Consider the following 22,021-nt stretch of genomic DNA (forward strand, 5'->3'; position numbering starts at 1 on the left):
ATGCAAAAAAAGCCATTATTCATCATCATGGGTTTATTTATTGCCCCCATTGTCATCGCTAAATTAGTGCTAGTTAATGATTGGTATCAAGGGGCTAAAACCAATACAGGAAAACTCTTATCCCCACCACTAACTATGTCACAGCCCCCGCAAGCATGGTTACTCCTCTATAATCCAGGTAATAGATGCGCACAACAATGCCAACAGAGTTTATGGCAAATACAGCAAGTACATACCTTGCTGGCCGCCGAAGGAACTCGAGTACAACGCTATCTCACTAAATACCCAGTAACCGTCATACCTCCAGAAAATTTATCTCACGATCACGTTGAAATATCAGCCCTAACAAGATTGCAATTAAGTGAGGTAAACCAAAACCTATTATCTACAGATACATTATATTTAGTTGATCCGCATGGAAATATCTTTATGCACTATCAATACCCAGCAGATAGAACTGCGGCAACAAAGGTATCAGCAGGCTTATTAAAGGATGTAAAACGCTTACTTAAAATATCTAAAATCGGATAAGCCAGCAAATATACAAGGATTGCCTATGTCAAAACTGCTCAACTTGACGATACTACTTGCCTTTCTAGTGATTGCACTCGGGGCTTATACGCGCTTAACCGATGCCGGACTTGGTTGCCCAGATTGGCCAGGCTGTTATGGTTTTAACTCTGTCCCCGCCAACGCACAAGACATCGCAACAGCTCAATTAGCTTATCCTGATAAACCACTGCATACCGAGAAAGCATGGAACGAAATGATCCACCGCTATATTGCAGGACTATTAGGCGTGCTTATCCTGCTCATTTTTATCACTTGTGGTAAGCGCAAACAACAAGTTCCATTAGCGACTTTGTTAATCTTATTAGTGCTATTTCAAGCTGTTTTAGGTATGTGGACAGTGACCATGAATTTGCAACCCATTATTGTCATGGGGCATCTATTAGGTGGGTTTAGTATTTTAGCTCTGCTCGTGTTACTACAATTACGGCTATCTAACACAAGAGGAACCCCCATCCAACCCGCTCAAGCGCTAAATAACACGCTGATATTACCAACACAGCGGCAACGGTTGATGCGGGTCCAATTATATTGTGGCATTGCCCTGCCAATATTAATTATTCAGATAGCACTCGGTGGCTGGACAAGTTCAAACTACGCCGCCATTGTCTGCACTGAGTTCCCAATATGTAACGGTGACTGGTTCAGTCGCTTTAACCTTAATGACGTATTTAGCCTGAGTCCTGTAGCTGAAACTTATCAATACGGTGTACGCGATACGATCGCCAGAATGAATATTCATGTGACACATCGAATTTGGGCTGTCGTGACCTTTGTGTTTTTACTATTAACCAACTATCAATTATTTAAATATCAACCTGAAAAAAAGATCCGCCTTACCGCAAAAGTACTCATTATCATCTTATGTCTACAAGTAAGTTTGGGAATAGCAAACGTGTTTTTTCAATTACCGTTGAGCATTGCTGTGGCACATAATTTAGTCGCTGCGATCTTACTCATCACCTTAGTAACCTTACTTTGGTTAAACCAACAGCAACTGCAAGAGGTGTTATGAATACACAATCAATCAAATTAACGCTCATACCAAACTGGCGCGCATATTATCAACTAACGAAACCCAAAGTCGTAGCCTTATTGCTATTGACCGCTTTAGTCGGGATGGTACTCGCTTTACCCAATTTACCTTCACTCAGTTTATTAGTCCCAGCATTAGTCGGCATAGGGTTACTTTCTGCCGCAGCAGCAGCATACAATCATATCCTTGACCAACGTATTGATGCCATCATGACCAGAACTCACCAACGGCCATTAGTACAAAACACAATTAGTACACCAAGAGCATTATTCTTTGCTACAAGTATGGCAATAATAGGTATGACAACACTTTTTGTGTTTGTAAATGCGTTAACCGCTTGGTTGACCTTTGCGAGCCTGATTGGTTACGCAGTCATTTATACCATGTACTTGAAGCGAGCAACCCCACAAAATATTGCCATTGGCGGGCTAGCCGGTGCAACCCCTCCGCTACTTGGCTGGACCGCTATGACGGGGGAAGTAACAGGACAAGCATTATTACTGGTAATGATTATCTTCATTTGGACCCCCCCACATTTTTGGGCATTAGCCATCCATAAAGAGAAAGAATACGCCAAAGCCAAGATACCTATGCTGCCCGTAACCCATGGCGCAGAGTACACTAAAACACTGGTATTGCTTTATACACTGCTATTACTACCTGTAACTTGGCTACCTTGGCTCACCCAGTTAAGTGGTTTACTCTATTTAGCAGGTTCTACTATCCTAGGAATAAGCTTTATTTATTACGCTTATCGATTAAAATTCAGCCCCACGCGTAAAACAGCATTTCAAACATTCAAATTCTCAATCATACATTTAATGGTGTTATTTATATTATTATTAGTTGATCACTGGATTATTAATTATTAACAGTAAACATTCCAACCACGCTAAGCCATTCATTATTAAAGGTAATAATGACATTGTAAATTGACGTCATTATTACCTTAGCACTCTAATTATCTTCACTAAATAAATAAAGCAAAGCTTTACACTGCAATTATGAAACATAATGAATTGTTATATGGGATCAATCTCTAAATAACAGTACAGACGGCTATATTGGCAGTTGTGTTTTCCAGTTAAAGCGCTATTATAACGACCTAAAAATTTGAGAGATTAAAAAAAAGTTTAGTCTCTATTATTCTGCCTAGCAAAGTCTGTTAGCGCGCTATTTATTTAAGCTTATATAACTTAAGCATCTGCTGAGGAATTACTATGATCAGTGTATTCGATATCTACAAAATTGGTATTGGTCCATCTAGTTCTCATACTGTTGGTCCAATGAAAGCTGCCAAACAATTTATCGACGACCTACGAGCGACAGGGAAGATCCGCGAAGTCACTCAAATCACAGTGGATGTGCATGGTTCATTATCGTTGACTGGTAAAGGTCACCACACTGATGTTGCTATTATCATGGGTTTAGCAGGTAACTTACCTGAAACTGTTGATATTGACTCAATTCCAGAATTTATCCTCCGTGTTGAACAAACACGTCGCTTAACGATCGGTCTACACTGTCATACTGTTGATTTTCCCGCTTCAGCTATGAACTTTATTGATGAACCGCTTGCACTACATGAAAACGGTTTGAAAATTCATGCTTACATCGATGGTAAAGTTGCGTTTACAAAAACGTACTACTCTACCGGTGGTGGCTTCATCGTTGACGAAGAAAACTTCGGTTTAACACAAGGTGAAACGGCAGACGTTAAATACCCATTTACCAACGCTGCTGAATTAGTCACACACTGTAACGAAAATGCATTATCGATCAGTGCATTGATGTTAGAAAATGAGCGTTCTTTCCGCAGTGAAAATGAAACATATCAATCGTTTTCTAACATTTGGACTGCAATGTCTGAATCTATCGAACGCGGTTGTAAGACAGAAGGTTTACTTGCAGGTCCATTACGTGTACCACGTCGTGCTGCCGCACTTAAACGTCAACTAGAAGCCAGTGATGGTTTTAACACTGATCCAATGACTATTATTGATTGGGTTAACATGTTCGCACTTGCTGTTAGTGAAGAGAATGCGGCCGGTGGTCGAGTAGTTACAGCACCAACCAATGGCGCCGCAGGTATCATTCCAGCAGTATTGGCTTATTACAATAAGTTTATTCGTCCGCTGACGCGTGAAGAACAGACTAAATTTTACCTTGCTTCGGGTGCTATCGGTATCCTATACAAAACGAATGCATCAATCTCTGGCGCAGAAGTTGGCTGTCAAGGTGAAGTGGGGGTATCCTGCTCAATGGCAGCGGCTGGTCTTGCTGAGTTAATGGGAGCGAGCCCTTCACAAGTCTGCCAAGCTGCAGAAATAGGCATGGAGCATAACTTAGGCCTAACGTGTGATCCTGTTGGTGGCCAAGTACAAGTACCTTGTATCGAACGTAACGCAATTGCAGCAGTAAAAGCGATCAACGCTTCACGTATGGCAATGCGCCGTACCAGTGAGCCTTGTGTATCGTTAGACAAAGTTATCGAAACTATGTACGAAACAGGTAAAGACATGAATGCTAAATACCGTGAAACTTCACAAGGTGGTTTAGCAATTAAAGTATTAAATGTAGGCGACATCAAAAAAGCCCACACTTGCACTTAATCTGACACTGACCTAAATAAGCATAGATTATTTAGGTCTAGATAAAATAAAAGCCAGAATGTGCTCGTCACTATTCTGGCTTTTTTATACCACAAAGAAAGTAACCACAGACCACTTCATAACAGGCATTACGCTTCCCTCACCCCTTTGATTACGCATTTCTTTTAATACTCAGCAGCCTATGAGAGAAACACTCATGCTTTTAGGTGTAAATAGCAGTGATTAACACCTAAGCTAATGACTTTACAACTTAATTATTCTCTACTCATTAGGTCACTTATTCTATTCAAATCGCACGACGTAGCTAGCTGTCCACTCTGCAAAAACTAGGGAAATATTAATGAAAGCGCTCACTCTACCCGATATGGGTTTCCTATATTGCGAAACGGTATCACGGCCAAACCATGTAGCTGCAATGCAAATTTTTGATATTCCGAATGACTATCAAGGCGATTATGGTACAGACCTATATCAACAACTGATGCAATTCACGCAAATAGAAAAACCTTTTAATTACAAATTATACACTGCTTATTCAGGTATGATGTACTGGCAAGAAGATGATAATGTAGACCTTGATTATCACGTTCGCCGCGTTCGTTTACCCCAACCAGGGACTCGAGAGCAACTCATCGAGTATATAGAACATGCCCATTCCAATCTGCTCGATCGTAACCGTCCATTATGGGAAATACATTTAATTTCAGGTCTCGCTAACAATCAATTTGCAGTTTATCTAAAAATGCATCACGCTTTCACCGACGGTGCTAAAGGTAACCAAATCATGCTTAGCTATTTATCACAACAAGCCGAAGGCCCATTACAAGCATTTTGGAGCTTAAAAGGTTTTGAAGGTAAGCAACCTAATCCTGAAATAAAATCGAGTTTAGTGCATAAATTAAAACAAAACAGCGCTTTATTAACAAAACAAGTTCGTGCAATACCTTCGATTATTGGACTTGGTTCTCGGCTATTATTGCAAGCAGTCAACGTTTATAAAACCAATATACCAACACCATTTACAGCACCAAAAACCCCTTTTTCAGTGAGTCCTAAACGTGCCCGTCGAGCCGCAACCAGCGTACTCCCACTATCGCGTGTAAAGAACATAGGAAAAATAGCGGGAACAACGATCAATGATGTCGTGGTGTGTATTTGTGATATCGCATTACATCGTTATTTATCCGACCTTAATTATAAACTTAAGCAGCCGCTAACAGCACAAATCCCGGTGAACCTTAGGGCACTGAACGACACCATATCAAACAACCGCATTGCAATTACTATGGTGGAATTAGGTCACAGCAATACAACTCCTCTCTCTCGATTGATGGCCATTAAAGAGTCTTGTGATAAATTAAAAAAAGAAGCAAGGTCATTATCAGATGAAGCGCTAACGAGTTACACATTGGCAAGCCAGGGGTTAGCAATAATCAGTGAGTTATTAAAACTCGATGATGTGTTACCACCGGTCGGTAATGTACTCATCTCTAATGTGCCTGGACCGCGTAAACCCGTTTATATGATGGGCGCAGAAATGCAGGAATGCTTCCCGTTATCAGCATTGCCACCAGGCATGTCACTGAATATAACACTGTACAGTTACATGAATAATCTCAATGTTGGTTTAATCGCATGTCGAACAAATCTGCCTGACCTGACGAAATTATCCGGTTACATCGAAGATGCATTTACAGAGTTAGAACAAGTTGTAATGAGTAGTGCTATCGATATTGTTAGCGATCAAATCAAACGGCTTACCCATGACGATAGCCTGTCACAAAGTATGCATGCGTTAATTAGTGTGATTAACGATAATGCTTGCTCTATTGTCGTACAGGATTCTGCGAAGAAAGAAGTGGGGAAAATAAAAAGTAATCATAAAAGTACAGTCAAAAAGAAGGCAAAAAAGGTAACTAAAGAGGCTGAAAATATCCTCGGCTAAGTACACTGTGTTAGCCGAGTGAATACTATCTCGTTACCTCGTTGGTAGCGAGATATCTTTAAACATCTCATCAATCTCTTCTGCTGTTTTTAGCATAATCGCTTTATCAACAATATCTCGCGTTAAATGCGGTGCAAATCGTTCCATAAAATCATACATATAAGTACGTAAGAACGTCCCTTTACGGAAGCCAATTTTAGTCGTGCTCGACGTAAATAAATGACTTGCATCAATACGTACTAAATCATCATCACTTTCGTCATCAAATGCCATTGTTGCTAAAACACCGACACCAATGCCTAATTTCACGTATGTTTTAATCACGTCGGCATCCGTTGCGGTAAAGACAATTTTAGGCTCTAAGCCCGCTTCATCAAACGCACAATCTAATTCAGATCGACCAGTAAAACCAAATACATAAGTCACCAATGAATATTTTGCGATATCTTCAACTGTGATCTTACCAACTTTAGTTAATGGGTGACCCGGTTTAACAATAATTGAACGATTCCAGTGATAACAAGGCAGCATCACTAGGTCGCTGTATAAATGCAATGCTTCAGTGGCGATAGCAAAATCAGCAGTACCTTTAGAAACTGAATCACTGATTTGTGCAGGTGTACCTTGATGCATATTTAGTGATACATCAGGGTAACGTTCAATAAAGCCTTTAATTACTTTTGGCAATGCATAACGCGCTTGGGTATGCGTAGTCGAAATATTTAACGTACCTTTAGAGGGGTGCGTGTGTTGACTAGCAACAGCTTTAATGCTCTCAACTTTGCCAAGAATATCAGCAGCAATACGAATAATATCTTTACCAGCAGGTGTCACTTTAGTGAGGTGCTTGCCGCTACGTTCGAAGATCTGTACACCGAGTTCATCTTCTAACATACGAACTTGTTTACTAATGCCAGGTTGCGAAGTATAAAGACTTTCTGCTGTCGCAGACACATTCAAATTGTGATTTAGGACTTCAACTATGTATCTAAATTGCTGTAACTTCATTCGTGATGTGCTCTATATTCCAAATAATTAATTGTATTCTAACAAAACGATAGCAGAATACTGTTATTTCTTGTTAATAAGATATCCTAGAGGTCATTACCCTATAACGCCAGTCAAAGATAATAATGACACCTTTAGACGATAACATTAAACCAAGCAAAGACACAGTTGATTATGCGTTGATACTCACATCTGCAGTACATGACATGAAAAATTCATTATGCCTACTGTTACAATCGATTGAATCAATGTCTGCAGACATTAAAGCCTCGCAAGATGACCGTAAACACGGCGCTAAACTCGCTGATTTACATTATGAAGTATTACGACTGAACAGTAGTTTAATCCAAGTACTCTCTCTGTATCGAGATGAAAAAGATCAGCTACCATTAAACATTGCAGAATGCTTTATTGCTGATTATTTCAATGAATTTTGTATTAAAAATCAAATGTACAGTGATAGTAATAATATTGAAATTAGTATTAATATCGATATCGATCTCGCTTGGTATTGCGATCACAATTTAATAAACTACTTATTATCAGATGTGTTTATCAACGCATTGCGCTATAGCAAAGGAAAGATCTTAGTTACAGCTAATATCGTAAATAAAAAACTTGTGATCGAAATTGCCGATAACGGTGATGGCTACCCAGACAGTATGTTGCAAGCTCAACACAGTGCAATGGGTGAGTTAAGTTGTAAACAAGGACGTACTGGATTAGGCTTATATTTTGCTCGATTAATTGCTAACGCGCATATAATTAAAGGGGAAGTCGGACATATCGAACTCAAAAATGGTGGTAGTCTTGGTGGGGGGATCTTCACGTTAACACTACCTTAACTAAAGTATTTATAGTAATATCTATATACTGCAGCAAAATTAGGTCTATTATACAATGAAGCTCACTCTTATGATTATCGCGATTGCTGTTTTACTATTTTTGGTGATCGGTTATAACATCATTTTACAGTACAAGCGTAAAGCTGAAACCGAAAAGCGCCAGATAATCATAAAGCATAGACAAGTCATTGAAGAAGCTGAAGAATTACTGTTAAACTCAACATCATTACCTTACAGTAAAGTGCTTACACTAGTGCTACACAGTCGTATGCACGATTCACTTGCAACGACATTGCAAATGGAGCCTTCCCTACCGCAAGTACGTCAACGCTTAGCGAATGTCAAAGCGCAAATGGCCCAATTAAAAGATGCACCAGCTCAGACTGATAACAAAATGTTTCGCTCTCCGAATTCAGATCGAGAAGCGATTATATTATTACAACAAATTAAAAAAATTCGCGCAGTATTACGTGTCGAGCATGCAAAAAGTAAACTTAATACCCAAACATTTGTGATTGAAGATCGTAAACTTGAACTGATGCAACTTAACGTCAACATTGATAATTTATTGAAACGGGCTTATGAAGCACGGGCAACGAGCCAATTTGGTTCTTGCAAGCAATTACTCCGTAAGGGTATAGATACCTTAAATAATATTAATGATAAAAATGAGTCCCTTATTAATAAACAGCAAACACTTACCACTTTGCTTAATGAGGTTAATGAACAACTCACTCAAGCTTCATCAGATGATTTAAAAGATCGCCAAGAAAAAGAAAACGAAAAGAATGAATTAGATCTGCTGTTTCAACCTAAACAGAAATGGTAACGAACTACGCAGTGATTATTTGATAACTTAAATCATCACTGCGCAGCTAGAATAATATAATCTACAAACTGTAATACCGTACTAACAGCTCACAGTATCACAATAGCCTCGGCGCTCTATCGAACCAAATTCAGCCGCTAAATCAAGTCCCAGTAGCTCCCTTCTTAACATATCTAGCGCAATATATAGCGAAACAGTTCTGATCCCCTGTCGATTCCTGCGGGGAATAAATAACAATTGGCTGTAAGTATGTGTCTTACTCGCCAGAGCAAATGCAACGGTACCTACAGGCTTTGCTTCGCTACCGCCACCCGGACCAGCAATACCGGACACAGCAATACCAAAATCAACCCCTGCATTCAACATCGCGCCTTCAGCCATCTCGGCAGCAACCTCTATTGAAACAGCTCCGTGGTTAGCTATCGTCGTTTTATCGACATTGACTAAACGGCTCTTAGATTCGTTACTATAAGTAACATGGCTCGAATCAAGGTAACCAGAGCTACCAGCGACAGCAATTAATTCACTCGCGATAAGTCCACCAGTACAAGACTCCGCAAGCGATAATGTTTGTCCTTTCTCGAGTATTATATTTTGCAAATATTGTGCAAACGAACAATCCCCTTCGAACAATACAAACTCACCAAGCTCTGCAAGTACTCGCTCTCTAGCCTTCGCTAAATCAGCTTGGACTATTGATAATAATTTCACTTCAACAGTAGGAAAATCAACACGAAAGCCCAACGTAATAGACTGGGGAAGTGACAATGCAGCTAAGCGCTCATTCAACACAGATTCCGAGATACCAAATGTTTTAATCTTGATTAAAGTGGGTATTTTTACTGGCGTAAAACGTTGTTGGATATCGGGTAGTATTTGCTCGGTAACCATGTGTTTAAATTCACTTGGTACCCCAGGTGTAAAATAAAAACGAGCACGATTAAATTGAAAACTAAAACCACATGCAGTACCAATAGGATTATCAACAACTTCGCTACCTTGTGGTAACCAAGCTTGTTTTTCATCACTCTCAGAAAAAGTACGATTGAATTGGCCATATTTAGACACTAAATGATCATACCATTCTTGCGATAATGTGAGTGGCACGCCCATCGCTTTCGCCGCAGCCTCAGCACTTAAATCATCTGACGTTGGACCCAAACCGCCATTCATGATCACCACATCAGCACGAAGACTTGTTTCCGTTATGATATCAATAAGCGACTCTAAATCATCTGCGACAGTATGACGACGAGTAAACTCGCGACCTTGATGAAAAAAATATTGTGATATCCATGCCGCATTGGTATCGACAATTTGACCTGATAATACTTCGTCGCCAGTACTAATAAATTCAATTCGCATTAACTGTCCTTATTTGCTCTATCCGTCAGTATAAAATAATTGAGAAAAGAAAAGATAATATACCACAACCACTAATCACCATGCTCATAGGTAATCGTGTTCCATCATGCAATATACTGATAATTACCCCTGATATGGCACTAAACCCAAATCTGATCGTCGTGCGGATAATAATACGAGGAAAGGTATTAAAATATGTTTTCATCATAAGCCAAACTATCTGAATGGCTTATGATTACATACCTGAATAATAGTGAGGATTGGTCTTATCCGTCGACTTTACGTTACTTAGTGAAATAAGCCCAACATAAACTAACGTCTGTTATTTCCAAATATCCGAAATGTCTGTTTGATCGACTTCGAACAGTTCTCGCTTATATTTCACCTTAGCTTCTTCAAGGTAATTAATATAAATATCAATGCCCTGTTGATAATAAACAAGACCTTGATCAGCATCTGCTGGTAACAACAACATTTTAATAAGTGCGGCATGACAATGCTGTAACGTACCGTTTAATAACTCAACTAAGAACGCATGTTTCGTCTTAAGCTGGCTATTTAATAGCATAAATTGTTGTTGTAGTTGCTCTAATGCATCATAACGGCTGGCAACGGGGGATTTAACCATCGCAATCATTTCATCGACAAAATGGACAAATATATCTTGCTCTAAGACCGCACTGTACTGCTTCGCTAACACCGTCGTATCAACAGAATAATGAGCCAACATACGATCAACAAATTCAGTTTTATCAAACACTTCATCTGTCAATACAACATCAGTTTGATAAGTTGGTACGGCATTTTTGATCTTGATACCATTGCCGAGATTGTAGCATTTAACATCTGGATAAAAATCTAATAATTCCCCCATGCCTTTCGCTGACATTTGGAAAATCATTGTTGTTTCGACTTCTTCAACATGATTACCCGGAGAGACAAAACCAGATAGTTTTTTCTTATCGAATAATAACTTATCTTCTCCAGTTTCATGGTAATAAATACTTTTTTTACTGTGATGCGCATCACCAGAAAAACCAAGATCAATACCAAACAAGTAAATGTTTTTAAAACCCATTCGCGTGAAATAAGATAAGGCTAAATTAGACACTGTCGGATTAGCAAAGACCAACTGCGTTAAATTATCACTGTCACAGCCTAACTCTGAATTCAAAATAATCTCAGTTGAAGGCTCTTGCAATTTTAACCCCATTAAGCTGCGATCAAATAAATTGAGCACATCAGGTGTCACTGTGTTTAACGTTAAGAGTGGTATTGATCTTAAATAGGCATCATCAGCAACCGATTTTAAAACCGTATAGGTCACCTTAGTTCGCTCCATTTCTAGATGGAAGTCAGGGGTAATACCATATTGTTGTAAAGCACGAATTGTCGTCCCTCCACTAACAAGTAATACCTTTTCTCGATTTTCACGAATATAGTCAATATGCTCATCAAGTGAGGGACCATTCCCTAATATAAACACAGAGCGTGTTGCACATTCTGGTAGCGGTTCAACTTTCGCGAGTAAAGGCACGTGACTATTTAAGGTATGGTACTGATGTGCTAACGCCATTAAGCTATCATCAAAAAAGCCTAAACCGAACGCGACATGAAAATTTTTCTGATTGAATTTTTCTAACGCGCTATTTGTTTGTTCTGTTTGGTAATGCTGATAACAAAAACTAAATGTCGAGTCATAACGACCTTTGGTCATTAATTGGTAGGAAATATCATTAAAAAAGACATCTTCATCTGCCCCGAGGCACAAATGTAAACTGCTGCCACTATCATCTAGACGTTGTAGAATATCAGCCCAATCTAGCGTAAATAAACTCGCATAGAAAAAATCATTCTCTGGTTCATAAATATATAACCGTTTCACACTATGTTTACTAAGCATTTCAGATAAGAAATAACCTAAACCTAAGCCGAAACACACCATCATATTAACCGCTTCAGGCAACACAAACTCTTCTTTATGTTTGCTATTAATTCCCTTTAACGCCCGAATAAATTGATTAAGATATTTCACATGAATAAAATCACCAACACTCTCAATCTCTTCCGAAAAATCGATACGAGCAAGTTGTGGATTAACGCGATACTGCTCAAAATCAATCAAACTATCATGAAAATAATCTTCACCTAATACCAAATTATTATCCACATCAACCAAATGTAATACGTCATCAACTCGAGTTAATTCAAATTTAGTTGGTTGATAATTGACAAAAGATTGGTAAATATCAGGAATATACTGCTCAAACGCACGCATATTTGCATGGTATAAGGCGATAGGGTCTGCGCTAGGTCGTTCTTTAGCGTTAATCGCATCGATGGCATGAGCCAAGCTCACCTGTTTTTTACGCAGTTGCTCTTGTGATTCTAGCGCAGTAATCTGTGCGGCAATATCGTGATTTAAATGGTCCATAATAACAACCTAAAATTGTTTAATAGTAAGATAGCGATTAATTGATTTGGCACTACGCTTAGTGATGACTTGCTGTGATTCAAGGGCTATTTTCGATTCTTTTAATGAGGCTATTTGCGTTTGGTCATCCGCCATTAACTGAGTAAGAAAAGCATGGGTATTAAGGGATTGAGCAGGATTTGATCGCATGACTAACTGCTCAATTAAAATCTGACGTTGGATTAATAGTTGATCACATTCAGCCAACTGTTCTTCTATAATTGCTTGTTTTGCTTGCGCGGAGATAGCCGATATACTCGCCATTAATTCAACGTCAGTGACATCCATCATTAAGCACCGCTAGCTTGCTTACGAATAGATTCCGCTTTTTCTTTTTCCGCTTGAGGAATGTTTAACCATGCATCTTTAATCGGTGTGACTAATGCAGTGATTTCATCTAGCGGTTCGACTGAGCGCTCTAATGACGCATCATTTAAACGCACTTGTATATAACGATACAGCGCATCAAAATTTTCACCAATTTCGGGGTGAATCTTATGGTTAATACCATCGATCAAACCAGATGTTATATTAATTGATTTATTAATGGCTTTGGCTTTACCTTCAATATCTTTACGTAAAATACAGCCTTTTGTTACCGCTACAGAATCTAATAATCCCTGTAACAACATAAAAATCACTTGGTGGTTATCAGCAGTAGAAATACCACTTTCTCGGCTGACTTGCTGATAACGTCTTATATTAGCTCTCATGTTTTTTACCTAACTATTGATTTATTTAAATACTAAAAAATAATATGATTAACCTAATACATTACGAATATAATCACCGGTGGCATTATAACGTGACACCGTATTATCTAAGGCGGTATATTTCTTCCGTAACGTATTTTCAAATGATGAAATATAACGATCCAATTTAGCGCGGTCATCGCCAATATCGCGTAAATTCTCACTCAGCATATTTTCCTGCTGAGAAATCATCCCCTTATTTCCCAAACTATTAGCCAACACGCTATTCACTTGTGCCGCAATACCATTAGTCCCTGCAAAAAGTTTGCCAAGATCATCTAATGAGTCATTAACAGCGTCGTTTAAACGTTGGGTACCGGACTTAGACCCACTCATGCCAAATGGGTTAATCGCTAACATCCCACCTTCTTCTAACGAGATACCTGCGCCATATAAAGTGTTTATTTTCTTGTTGGCATCATTAACCACACCGCCGGTAATACTCTGCAGTTGCTGTTTGATACTTCGTGCACTTGAGTCATACTTCAAGACACCCGTCTCAGGGTGGGTCAATACATTAATACTGTCCATCAAGGTATTATAACCATCTACAAAACCATAAATGAGTTCTTGCACTGCAGCATGATCTGTCGACGTTGAAAAATTGGCAGGCTCGTTCAGTTTAGTCAAACTATTGGCAGTAATTGTGACGCCTGATACCGCATGATTAAAGACATTAGTATCTTTAGTTATAGTATTTCCATCCACCGTAATAATTGCATCGGTGGCTGGATGGCCCTTCATATTGGATGAAATAACACTCAAACTCGAGTCCGAGGTGAAAACCGATAAATCATTTTCTTTACCGCTTTTTTCTGAGGTATAGACAATTTTAGCCCCCAGATCAGAGCTAATTACATTGGCACTAATACCGTAGTTGTCAGGCGCATCGTTAATTTTTTTCTGAATATCTTGTAAAGTATCAGTGACATTAACATTCACTTGGAAAGTATCTTTACCTGCATCAAAGTACAGCATACCCTGCCCAGGTTTTGTTTCTCGACCGGGTAAAAAATCAGACTCTAATCTCGCACCCTGTGCAAGCTGCTTCACTTCAACATCAAATGCACCTTTTGGTACCACACCTTTCGTTTGGATAGTGATCGGCAACGCTGCGCTATCACCACCGGCAGTAGCTTGCTCGATATTTCGACCTTGATAACGAATATTAGTTTTACTTTGATAAAAAGAATCCACATTACCCAATTGGCCGGTAATTGCCTTAAAATCAGCCAAGCCCGATTTCAGCGTACCAATACCAGATAACTCCGTTGTAAGGTCAACTTCTTTCTTATTTAAGCGTGTTTCTTTTGGCGTTTTTTCAGCAGTTACAAATGTTGTAATGATAGTTTCCAGATCTAAACCAGAACCTGAACCTGCCATCGTAATACCAGCCATGCGTATCCTTAATTTTCATCAATAGTAATGTGATAGGCAATAAGTTGCCTGTCACATTAAACATCCGACTATTCTATCACGCTATATTAGTCAAACCATCTCATCAAATAAGAGACCTGAACTAGCGGATATATTGTCTTGAAACTTTTCAATGTTAGTTGCCATCTTTAATACCGCTTCTGATGGTAGTTCTTTAAGTATTTCACCACTTTCAGGATCAACAACTTTAACAACTAAGCGGCCAGTGTCACCATGAACACTAAAATTTAGCTTCTTATTATTAACATCAAAATGAGCTTGTAACGTATCCTTTGCTTCTAGCAATTTTTGTTCCAAATTTATATCATTCGCAACTTCTGGTTCAGATAATGGGTTTTCAACAGATAGTTCGTTTTCGATAGGTGGAATTGAAACGGCAGGATTCGTAATGACTGGTTCTTTTGTCACTACAGGGTCAGGATGAAAACGAATGCTCTTATTATCCATATTATTATCAATGGACATAGTAACCCCCAAAGACCAAAATGCCCCGCAAAGTGCAGGGCAAACATAAAGCTAAACGATTAAAGTAGTGATAATGCTACTTGTGAGGTTTGATTCGCTTGGCTTAGCATTGAACTTGCCGCTTGCTGTTGCACTTGAGTTTGTGCAAGCTTAGCTGATTCAGACGCAAAGTCGGTATCAACAATTCGAGATTTAGACGCTGATACATTTTCAGAAATATTACTAATATTACGGATTGTTGATGAAAAACGGTTTTGTTTCGCACCAAGGTCTGCACGTGTACCAGTCACAGTTTCAAGCGCTGTATCTAATGCTGCGATTGCTGTTTGTGCATCCGCTGCAGTTGAAACCTTTGTTGTAGTACTACCGATTGCCAACGTAGCTGCATCCATACTTGTTGTCATTTTTAATGCAATAGTTTGGTTCGCGTCAGCACCCACTTGAATTTCTTTATCAAATGAGCCATCAAGTAACTTTTCGCCACCAAACGTTGTATCTTCTGATACTCGTGTGATTTCAGTTTGCAATTCATTAAACTCTGATTGCAGTGCATCACGGTCAGCCTGAGTATTTGAGCCATTGGCAGATTGAATTGAAAGTACACGCATACGTTGTAACATGTTCGTTGTTTCGTCTAGTGCGCCTTCAGCTGTTTGCGCAAGTGAAATACCGTCATTTGCATTTCGTGATGCTTGGTTTAAGCCATTTACTTGAGACTCTAAACGAGAACCGATTTGTAAACCAGCAGCATCATCCGCAGCGCTATTGATACGTTTACCAGATGATAAACGTTGAAAAGAAGTTTGTAATTCGTTGGTAGCATTACCTAAATGACGTTGTGAATTTAAAGATGCTACATTGGTATTTACATAAACAGCCATATTCGTCTCCTAAAAGAAATCCTGTAAAGGACTGCTGTGTATATAAAATACAGCCCTTATTAATAATCAGTTATTTGTATCGTCATGAAAGTTATCGACAATAAAAATACATCCTTTAGAGTTATTTTTATTTTTTTCAGTCACTTTCAAAAAAAAACGCATGAAAAAACATAAAAACCCATTTATTTCAACAACTTAATTGTTAAGTTTATTTTGTAACAGATAAGATATATAACTGATAAGCATAGAAAAGCAGAGGGAGCGTAAAAGTGAAGAATAAACAAGAAGTAACGAACAAAGAACGATATTACTTTGGCTCTTTCGAGCCAAAGTAATAAGCGATTAACCTTGTAACTATTAACCTTGTAGTAATGACATGGCCACTTGCGATTGCTGATTTGCTTGACTAAGCATGGTACTTGCCGCTTGTTGCGAAACTTGGTTTTGCGCCAGTTTTGCCGATTCAGCCGCAAAGTCAGCATCCATAATTCGAGATTTAGACGCAGACACATTCTCTGAGATATTGGTTAAATTACGGATCGTTGATGAAAAACGATTTTGCTTGGCACCAAGGTCACCACGTATCTCTGTTACCTTCGCAATTGCGGTATCTAGATTATCAATCGCTGTTTGCGCATTTAAAGGATTCAAAATATCAGATGTCGCAGTACCAACGCCTAAACCGAGGGCATCCATATTAATGGTGATTTTCACATTAATAATTTGATTCGCATCAGGACCAATTTGAAAATCTTGATTAAACGTAGAATTTAATAAATTCATACCACCAAATGTAGTATCTTCCGCTACACGGTTAATCTCTTCCTGCAGTTGACCATATTCATTATCTAGCGCAACACGGTCTGCGGCACTATTTGAGCCATTCGCAGACTGAATTGATAATACTCGCATACGCTGTAGCATATTCGTAGTTTCGTCTAATGCACCTTCCGCTGTTTGTGAAAGGGATATACCGTCATTAGCATTACGTGCAGCCTGATTTAAGCCATTAACTTGAGACTCTAAACGAGAACCGATCTGTAGTCCCGCCGCATCATCTGCTGCAGAGTTAATACGCTTACCAGAAGATAGGCGCTCAAATGATGTTTGTAACGCATTTGTAGAATTCGTCAAATTACGTTGTGAATTTAAAGATGCTACATTTGTATTTACATATAAGGCCACGGTATCTTCCTTTTCGCTCGTTTCAAATTAAATAAATGTTATATACCTTAGATGTAGCAATCAGTGTGCCAAATAATTAAAACATACAAATAAAAATATAAACCATTGTTTTTAAATTAATTTAACAAGGATGCCACTACTAAATATAAATATATATTTTTACTTTTACTGACGAAGCCAAAAAATTGCCGCCACTGTGCCGGGGGGAATTCCAAATGAGCAATAAATGTCATGAGCTAAATAAAGTCAAAGGAATACGGTAGACATAATGGTAGAAATTGAGCTTAAGAACGCAATGTAATATGGCAAGATATGGGGGAAATACTTTTACCTATACGCTTAAATAGGACTATAACGATAAGGATATAGGTAAAAGCAATATATTAGGCGGCCCCAAAGGGGCCAGAGGGAGCCCGCCCTCTTAGCCTAATAATGACATAGCAACTTGAGATTGCTGATTAGCTTGACTTAGCATTGTGCTTGCAGCTTGCTGAGATACTTGATTTTGCGCTAGTTTCGCAGATTCAGCAGCAAAGTCTGCATCCATAATACGAGATTTAGATGCCGATACATTCTCAGAAATATTTGATAAATTACGAATTGTTGATGAGAAACGGTTTTGTTTCGCACCCAGATCACCTCGTATATCTGTTACCGACGCAATCGCCGTATCCAAATCTTGGATCGCAGTTTGAGCAGCCGCAGCTGTAAGTACATTAGACGCAGCAGTACCAACACCTAAACCGAGTGAGTTCATATTTGTAGTAATTTTAACATTAATTATTTGGTTAGCATCAGCACCCACTTGGAAATCATTGTTAAACGATGAATCAAGCAACGTCTCGCCACCAAACGTTGTATCTTTTGCTACACGATCAATTTCATTTTGTAACTGACCAAACTCTTTATTTAGCGCTTCGCGATCGGCAGTACTGTTTGAGCCATTGGCAGATTGGATTGAAAGCACACGCATACGTTGTAACATATTGGTTGTTTCATCTAACGCACCTTCAGCAGTTTGTGCCATTGAGATACCATCATTGGCATTTCGCGCACCTTGGTTCAAACCGTTTACTTGTGCTTCTAAACGAGAGCCAATTTGTAAGCCCGCAGCATCATCAGCAGCAGTGTTAACTCGTTTACCTGATGATAATCGTTCAAACGACGTTTGTAGTGCATTCGTCGAGTTAGTTAAATTACGTTGTGAGTTTAAAGACGCAACGTTAGTATTTACATATATAGCCATTAGTATTCCCTCTGTATGTAATGTGATTAAGCAGTGACATAATTTGTATGTAAGTCGTGCTTAAGTACCAGTCTATAAATTATTTATATATTTAAAATAGCAAATTGTGTGCCAAACTATGACACCGAGTTAAATAAACTTAAGTTATTGATTTTGTTGAATGACTTATAGCTCATCTCAAGAATGTTTTGCTCTTTAGTTAAGTCAGTCATTGCCGCGGCAAGATCTGCCTCGGTAAGAATTGCCATCGCTTCTTGGTTAATCACTTTAAATGATTCGTTAGATTGAGTAACACGTTCAATGGTATTATTACGACCACCAATCGTAGATGTAGTAGACATCACTGCATATTGAGCATTTTCAATTCCAACCTGCGCATCAGCCATACGCTCGCGAAAATCATCTTTGGATAGTGAAGTATCAGCGAGCGCTATTTTCAAGGATTCTAATGTATTTAAAATATTGATATTTTTTGGTGGTATTAATGAGATATCTAAACTACCTGGCGCAGCGCCTACCGCTGTAATCTTGACACCATTAAAGCGAATACCTTTTTCAGATGCGTAATTTCCGCTTTGTAGTAGGTTATTACTGGTATCACGGATCTCAAATGTATCGCTATTACCAGGGATCAGCGGAGCAGTAACACTGAGCTTAAAAGTATTATTTGCTAAATTACTATGATCATAATTATTGAAATGAAAATTATCATACTCCCCCTGTTCTATCACTTCGACTTGCGCAGCAGTGATATTACCAGTCAAATTGCTGGTATCAGCAGTCAAGCGTGCAGGCACAGATTCAAAAACTCGTGCACCATTATCTCCATCACTAACGTAGACATTTGTTGCTATTTGGATTTCATTATCTTGTTCATTACCACGGTAGGTGTATAGTCCCGTTTGAGCATCTTTGACATACGTTTGTAGATGCGATGACGTACCTGAAAAAATAAAATCACCATTTGCATTTTTGGTATTAGCCAAACTAAACACTTCTTTTTGTAACTGCTCCATTTCTAACGAAATTGCGAATCTATCTTGCGAATCTACGGTACCATTAAGCGCTCGAACCGAAAGCAAACGCCCACGTTCCATCGCTATATGTAAGTTACTGAGTGTCGTTTCTTCTAAACCAAGCGTACCTTTTAGCATCAAGCCGTTAGTTTGATATTGAGTATTCTTTTTGATTTCGTCATTCAAGTAACTCGATTTTGCAATTTCAGCAGGTGCATCACCTGATGTTCTGAATTTTTCTTGTGATGTCACTTGCGAATGTGCCGTATTCAAACGTTTTTGTGTTTGCGACATGTCTTGCATCGAACGAGAAAAAATCTGATTATTGGTTAATCGCATCTTAATTACCTCGCTGCATTCAGAATGGTATCGAATATTTCTTTTGAAATACGTACGACTTGTGCGGATGCATTGTAGGCTTGTTCATAACGAACCATATTTGCAGCTTCTTCATCAAGGTTGACCCCCGACACACTTTCAATCCAATTACGGCTTTGCATTAATTTCGCTTCGTTTGCCGCAGAATCAACACGTGCTGCACGAGTTTTGTTACCTACACTTGAAATCAACGCCGAAATACCGCCAGCAAACGTCATCTGGTTTTGACCGTTACTTGTATGACTTTTATGTAACTTATTCTCACTCTCTAAACCAGCAAGTTTTAAACCATTACTGTTATCTGCAATGGCATCTCGATTGTAAGCTAATGTGAATTTTTCGCCTGGATTTGGTTTACCATCCATCTTAATTTCATAACCCACGCCAGGGTTTAAAGGAGGGATAGCATTCTCAAATAAATCTTGTCCATTTAGGGCACTAGAACTGGTTGCCATGTAAGTACCATTGCCATCATAAATATCGAAGTCACCGCTGTTATTAACAATAATCTGCTGCGGTGCTGTTTTGTTTAAATCGTTATTAGCAAAAGATAATGTGGGGTCAGAGATCTCAGTGACAGAAATACGGCTCATCGTTGTATTGGCAGTTCCAGTCTTCGTTTGTAAGATCGAGGCTAGGGCAATATCTTCAGGCTGAGAACGTGTTACGTCATAATCGTTAAGATTAAATAACGTTGGACTCATTAAAAATTTATCACCGTTTTGAAAACCACCCGCGGCTGCAGAAAAATCAATCTCAAAGCCATGATCAATGACTTCAACAGGTCCAGGATAAACACCACTAACCGCTAATGGATTAGTACTCCGCTCACCATCTTTAATTTCATAAACATCAAATGTTAATGGGCTTGTCATCATTACTTGATACTGACTTGTTGTTAGAGAACTACCTTGACCAGAAATTAATTTAGACGTGAGAATATGCGCAGGGTTTGAATTACCTGAATAATACTTCGCTTGTGTTGGCGGAATGGTGTAAATATCTTTACCCATTTCACCATTTAAATCCAAGCCCATTTTATTTTGAGTATTAACCGCATCAGCAATGCCAAGGCTCATCTGACCTATTTCACGTAATGATTTATAGACAGTTTCATCACGAAACTCCAATAATGCACCAATACGCCCGCCGAGCTCTGCATCTTGTAGTTGCATCGTATTCTTATTGATATTTAGGACCAGTTCCATATTGCTTGGGTCTGGCTCTCCACCAACAGCTTGAAATTGACTGATACTGTCTTGCATTACTAACGGTTGCCCGTTAAGCAAATTAATTGAAATGCTTTTGTTGTCATTCATAATTGTTGATATATCAAGTTCTTTTGCGAGAGCTTCGATTGCAACATCACGCTGATCAAGTAACGTCCCAGAAGCACCTCGAGATGTATTTTCAGCGGTCATCACCTGCTTATTAAAACCATGAACTTCTTGAATTAATGAATTTAATAATGCTGGTTTTTCTGTTATTTCATTATTTGCCGTTTTTGCTTGAGTATTTAATTGTTCACCAACATTTCGAAAACTGGCAGCTAATGTTTGAGCATCAGAAATAACTAAATGACGATTAGAGATAGAGGTTGGATCATCATTAGCAGTGTGAAAAGATTCAAATAATTGCGATACACCAGCCGCCATATTATTTGAATCATCAGACAATACTTGATCGGTACGCGTAATTTCAGCAAGAAACTTATCTTTATTACTAGAAGCGCTGGTATCAATTAATAACTCTGCTTGTGCAAACTTATTAACTTCTCGACCAGTGACGGATCGAGCAAGTCCCATGTTATCTGTTTGTGATTTATGCTGGGTACGCTGACGGCTATATCCATCCGTATTAACATTCGAAATGTTATTACCTGTGGTATTAAGCATTTGCTGGTGACCTAAGACACCAGACGAGCCTATTTGTAATAAATTTGCCATCAGATTACTGCTCCAACCATCAGATCAACACT

The 22,021-nt window shown here is 38.8% G+C and carries 19 protein-coding genes; 7 read left to right on the forward strand and 12 right to left on the reverse strand.

Features of this window, described 5'->3' with window-relative positions; translation table 11 throughout:
* The 5 genes from BT797_RS08700 to BT797_RS08720 all read left to right on the forward strand — a co-directional run bounded on the left by BT797_RS08700 (position 1) and on the right by BT797_RS08720 (position 6,163).
* A complete protein-coding gene (locus BT797_RS08700; protein WP_045111444.1) occupies positions 1–531 on the forward strand; it encodes a hypothetical protein in 531 nt (176 codons plus the stop codon).
* 25 nt (positions 532–556) lie between these two features.
* Positions 557–1,585, forward strand: a complete 1,029-nt coding sequence (locus BT797_RS08705; RefSeq protein ID WP_045111445.1) for a COX15/CtaA family protein — start codon at positions 557–559, stop codon at positions 1,583–1,585.
* A complete protein-coding gene (gene cyoE / locus BT797_RS08710; RefSeq protein WP_045111446.1) occupies positions 1,582–2,478 on the forward strand; it encodes a heme o synthase in 897 nt (298 codons plus the stop codon). Before BT797_RS08705 ends, cyoE begins: the two co-directional genes overlap by 4 nt.
* A gap of 348 nt (positions 2,479–2,826) precedes the next feature.
* The gene (locus BT797_RS08715) at positions 2,827–4,218 is read left to right on the forward strand and encodes an L-serine ammonia-lyase (protein WP_045111447.1); all 1,392 of its coding nucleotides are present in this window, start codon (positions 2,827–2,829) and stop codon (positions 4,216–4,218) included.
* A gap of 340 nt (positions 4,219–4,558) precedes the next feature.
* Positions 4,559–6,163 carry a wax ester/triacylglycerol synthase family O-acyltransferase gene (locus BT797_RS08720; RefSeq protein ID WP_075471683.1) on the forward strand — a complete coding sequence of 535 codons (1,605 nt, stop codon included), beginning with the start codon at positions 4,559–4,561 and terminating at the stop codon, positions 6,161–6,163.
* 33 nt (positions 6,164–6,196) lie between these two features.
* Here BT797_RS08720 and cysB read toward each other — a convergent pair whose 3' ends face one another.
* Positions 6,197–7,171, reverse strand: coding sequence for an HTH-type transcriptional regulator CysB (gene cysB / locus BT797_RS08725; protein ID WP_045111449.1), 975 nt, complete (start codon positions 7,169–7,171; stop codon positions 6,197–6,199).
* Positions 7,172–7,296: 125 nt separating this feature from the next.
* Between cysB and BT797_RS08730 the strand changes: the two genes are divergently transcribed.
* Together BT797_RS08730 and BT797_RS08735 are read left to right on the forward strand one after the other, a co-directional pair.
* Positions 7,297–8,016, forward strand: a complete 720-nt coding sequence (locus BT797_RS08730; RefSeq protein WP_045111450.1) for a sensor histidine kinase — start codon at positions 7,297–7,299, stop codon at positions 8,014–8,016.
* A gap of 55 nt (positions 8,017–8,071) precedes the next feature.
* Positions 8,072–8,845 carry a hypothetical protein gene (locus BT797_RS08735; protein ID WP_045111451.1) on the forward strand — a complete coding sequence of 258 codons (774 nt, stop codon included), beginning with the start codon at positions 8,072–8,074 and terminating at the stop codon, positions 8,843–8,845.
* Positions 8,846–8,926: 81 nt separating this feature from the next.
* Here BT797_RS08735 and BT797_RS08740 read toward each other — a convergent pair whose 3' ends face one another.
* From BT797_RS08740 to BT797_RS08790, 11 genes are all read right to left on the reverse strand, one after another.
* Positions 8,927–10,210: a CinA family nicotinamide mononucleotide deamidase-related protein gene (locus BT797_RS08740; protein ID WP_045111452.1), complete on the reverse strand. Its 1,284-nt coding sequence runs from the start codon at positions 10,208–10,210 to the stop codon at positions 8,927–8,929.
* 322 nt (positions 10,211–10,532) lie between these two features.
* Positions 10,533–12,644 (reverse strand): motility associated factor glycosyltransferase family protein, encoded by a 2,112-nt coding sequence (locus BT797_RS08745; protein WP_075471685.1) that lies wholly within the window; start codon positions 12,642–12,644, stop codon positions 10,533–10,535.
* 9 nt (positions 12,645–12,653) lie between these two features.
* The gene (locus BT797_RS08750) at positions 12,654–12,974 is read right to left on the reverse strand and encodes a hypothetical protein (RefSeq protein ID WP_170860732.1); all 321 of its coding nucleotides are present in this window, start codon (positions 12,972–12,974) and stop codon (positions 12,654–12,656) included.
* The gene (fliS, locus tag BT797_RS08755) at positions 12,974–13,396 is read right to left on the reverse strand and encodes a flagellar export chaperone FliS (protein ID WP_045111455.1); all 423 of its coding nucleotides are present in this window, start codon (positions 13,394–13,396) and stop codon (positions 12,974–12,976) included. Before fliS ends, BT797_RS08750 begins: the two co-directional genes overlap by 1 nt.
* 48 nt (positions 13,397–13,444) lie before the next feature.
* The gene (fliD, locus tag BT797_RS08760; RefSeq protein ID WP_075471687.1) at positions 13,445–14,833 is read right to left on the reverse strand and encodes a flagellar filament capping protein FliD; all 1,389 of its coding nucleotides are present in this window, start codon (positions 14,831–14,833) and stop codon (positions 13,445–13,447) included.
* Between the two features lie 90 nt (positions 14,834–14,923).
* Entirely contained in the window at positions 14,924–15,319 is a 396-nt protein-coding gene (locus BT797_RS08765) for a flagellar protein FlaG (protein WP_244534155.1), read from the reverse strand.
* Between the two features lie 77 nt (positions 15,320–15,396).
* Positions 15,397–16,218, reverse strand: coding sequence for a flagellin N-terminal helical domain-containing protein (locus tag BT797_RS08770; RefSeq protein ID WP_045111458.1), 822 nt, complete (start codon positions 16,216–16,218; stop codon positions 15,397–15,399).
* 357 nt (positions 16,219–16,575) lie between these two features.
* On the reverse strand, positions 16,576–17,403 hold the full coding sequence (locus BT797_RS08775; RefSeq protein ID WP_045111459.1) for a flagellin N-terminal helical domain-containing protein: 828 nt from the start codon (positions 17,401–17,403) through the stop codon (positions 16,576–16,578).
* A 421-nt stretch (positions 17,404–17,824) separates the two neighbouring features.
* Positions 17,825–18,649: a flagellin N-terminal helical domain-containing protein gene (locus BT797_RS08780; protein ID WP_045111460.1), complete on the reverse strand. Its 825-nt coding sequence runs from the start codon at positions 18,647–18,649 to the stop codon at positions 17,825–17,827.
* A 116-nt stretch (positions 18,650–18,765) separates the two neighbouring features.
* A complete protein-coding gene (gene flgL / locus BT797_RS08785) occupies positions 18,766–20,004 on the reverse strand; it encodes a flagellar hook-associated protein FlgL (protein ID WP_045111461.1) in 1,239 nt (412 codons plus the stop codon).
* A 5-nt stretch (positions 20,005–20,009) separates the two neighbouring features.
* A complete protein-coding gene (locus BT797_RS08790) occupies positions 20,010–21,989 on the reverse strand; it encodes a FlgK family flagellar hook-associated protein (protein WP_045111462.1) in 1,980 nt (659 codons plus the stop codon).
* Between the last annotated feature and the right edge of the window lie 32 nt (positions 21,990–22,021).

It is taken from the genome of Moritella viscosa, from assembly GCF_900120065.1.
Lineage (GTDB): Bacteria > Pseudomonadota > Gammaproteobacteria > Enterobacterales > Moritellaceae > Moritella > Moritella viscosa.

What these genes read in the sequence shown, in the direction of transcription:
- BT797_RS08700 (WP_045111444.1), top strand. Translation starts at nt 1, where the DNA reads ATGCAAAAAAAGCCATTATTCATCATCATGGGTTTATTTATTGCCCCC.
- BT797_RS08705 (WP_045111445.1), top strand. Translation starts at nt 557, where the DNA reads ATGTCAAAACTGCTCAACTTGACGATACTACTTGCCTTTCTAGTGATT.
- cyoE (WP_045111446.1), top strand. Translation starts at nt 1,582, where the DNA reads ATGAATACACAATCAATCAAATTAACGCTCATACCAAACTGGCGCGCA.
- BT797_RS08715 (WP_045111447.1), top strand. Translation starts at nt 2,827, where the DNA reads ATGATCAGTGTATTCGATATCTACAAAATTGGTATTGGTCCATCTAGT.
- BT797_RS08720 (WP_075471683.1), top strand. Translation starts at nt 4,559, where the DNA reads ATGAAAGCGCTCACTCTACCCGATATGGGTTTCCTATATTGCGAAACG.
- cysB (WP_045111449.1), bottom strand. Translation starts at nt 7,171, where the DNA reads ATGAAGTTACAGCAATTTAGATACATAGTTGAAGTCCTAAATCACAAT.
- BT797_RS08730 (WP_045111450.1), top strand. Translation starts at nt 7,297, where the DNA reads ATGACACCTTTAGACGATAACATTAAACCAAGCAAAGACACAGTTGAT.
- BT797_RS08735 (WP_045111451.1), top strand. Translation starts at nt 8,072, where the DNA reads ATGAAGCTCACTCTTATGATTATCGCGATTGCTGTTTTACTATTTTTG.
- BT797_RS08740 (WP_045111452.1), bottom strand. Translation starts at nt 10,210, where the DNA reads ATGCGAATTGAATTTATTAGTACTGGCGACGAAGTATTATCAGGTCAA.
- BT797_RS08745 (WP_075471685.1), bottom strand. Translation starts at nt 12,644, where the DNA reads ATGGACCATTTAAATCACGATATTGCCGCACAGATTACTGCGCTAGAA.
- BT797_RS08750 (WP_170860732.1), bottom strand. Translation starts at nt 12,974, where the DNA reads ATGATGGATGTCACTGACGTTGAATTAATGGCGAGTATATCGGCTATC.
- fliS (WP_045111455.1), bottom strand. Translation starts at nt 13,396, where the DNA reads ATGAGAGCTAATATAAGACGTTATCAGCAAGTCAGCCGAGAAAGTGGT.
- fliD (WP_075471687.1), bottom strand. Translation starts at nt 14,833, where the DNA reads ATGGCTGGTATTACGATGGCAGGTTCAGGTTCTGGTTTAGATCTGGAA.
- BT797_RS08765 (WP_244534155.1), bottom strand. Translation starts at nt 15,319, where the DNA reads ATGGATAATAAGAGCATTCGTTTTCATCCTGACCCTGTAGTGACAAAA.
- BT797_RS08770 (WP_045111458.1), bottom strand. Translation starts at nt 16,218, where the DNA reads ATGGCTGTTTATGTAAATACCAATGTAGCATCTTTAAATTCACAACGT.
- BT797_RS08780 (WP_045111460.1), bottom strand. Translation starts at nt 18,649, where the DNA reads ATGGCTATATATGTAAATACTAACGTTGCGTCTTTAAACTCACAACGT.
- flgL (WP_045111461.1), bottom strand. Translation starts at nt 20,004, where the DNA reads ATGCGATTAACCAATAATCAGATTTTTTCTCGTTCGATGCAAGACATG.
- BT797_RS08790 (WP_045111462.1), bottom strand. Translation starts at nt 21,989, where the DNA reads ATGGCAAATTTATTACAAATAGGCTCGTCTGGTGTCTTAGGTCACCAG.